This is a genomic window from Pseudomonas sp. SDT291_1_S447, from assembly GCF_054070155.1.
This window is the reverse complement of the sequence record NZ_JBSVXS010000378.1, coordinates 1-246: the sequence shown is the minus strand read 5'-3', so window position 1 is coordinate 246 and position 246 is coordinate 1. Positions and strand designations below refer to the sequence as shown.

The 246-nt window shown below is 61.0% G+C and carries 1 protein-coding gene; it reads right to left on the bottom strand.

What is annotated here, in order from left to right:
• On the bottom strand, positions 1-246 hold a 246-nt coding region (gene tssD, locus ACW9IR_RS29995; RefSeq protein WP_457466229.1), incomplete at both ends, for a type VI secretion system tube protein TssD.

The following is a 246-nucleotide window of genomic DNA, read 5'->3' as shown; positions in this document are numbered from 1 at the left end:
CTTGCGCCGAAGTGCGGTACCACTGGATAACGATTTCGCTCATGCGCTCGCCGGAGGTCAGCGCCGCTTGCAGCAGAGGCGAAGCCTTGTCGTAGACCTTGGTGATGACCACGGGCTTGTGAACACGCTGACCGGTTGGCTGACCGGATTGCGGGTCACGCGGGATGATCACATCGTGGGTGAAAGCCTGAACCATGACCTGGTCTTCGTGGCCTTCCTGGTAGGTGTTGCCAACGGAGTCGGCGG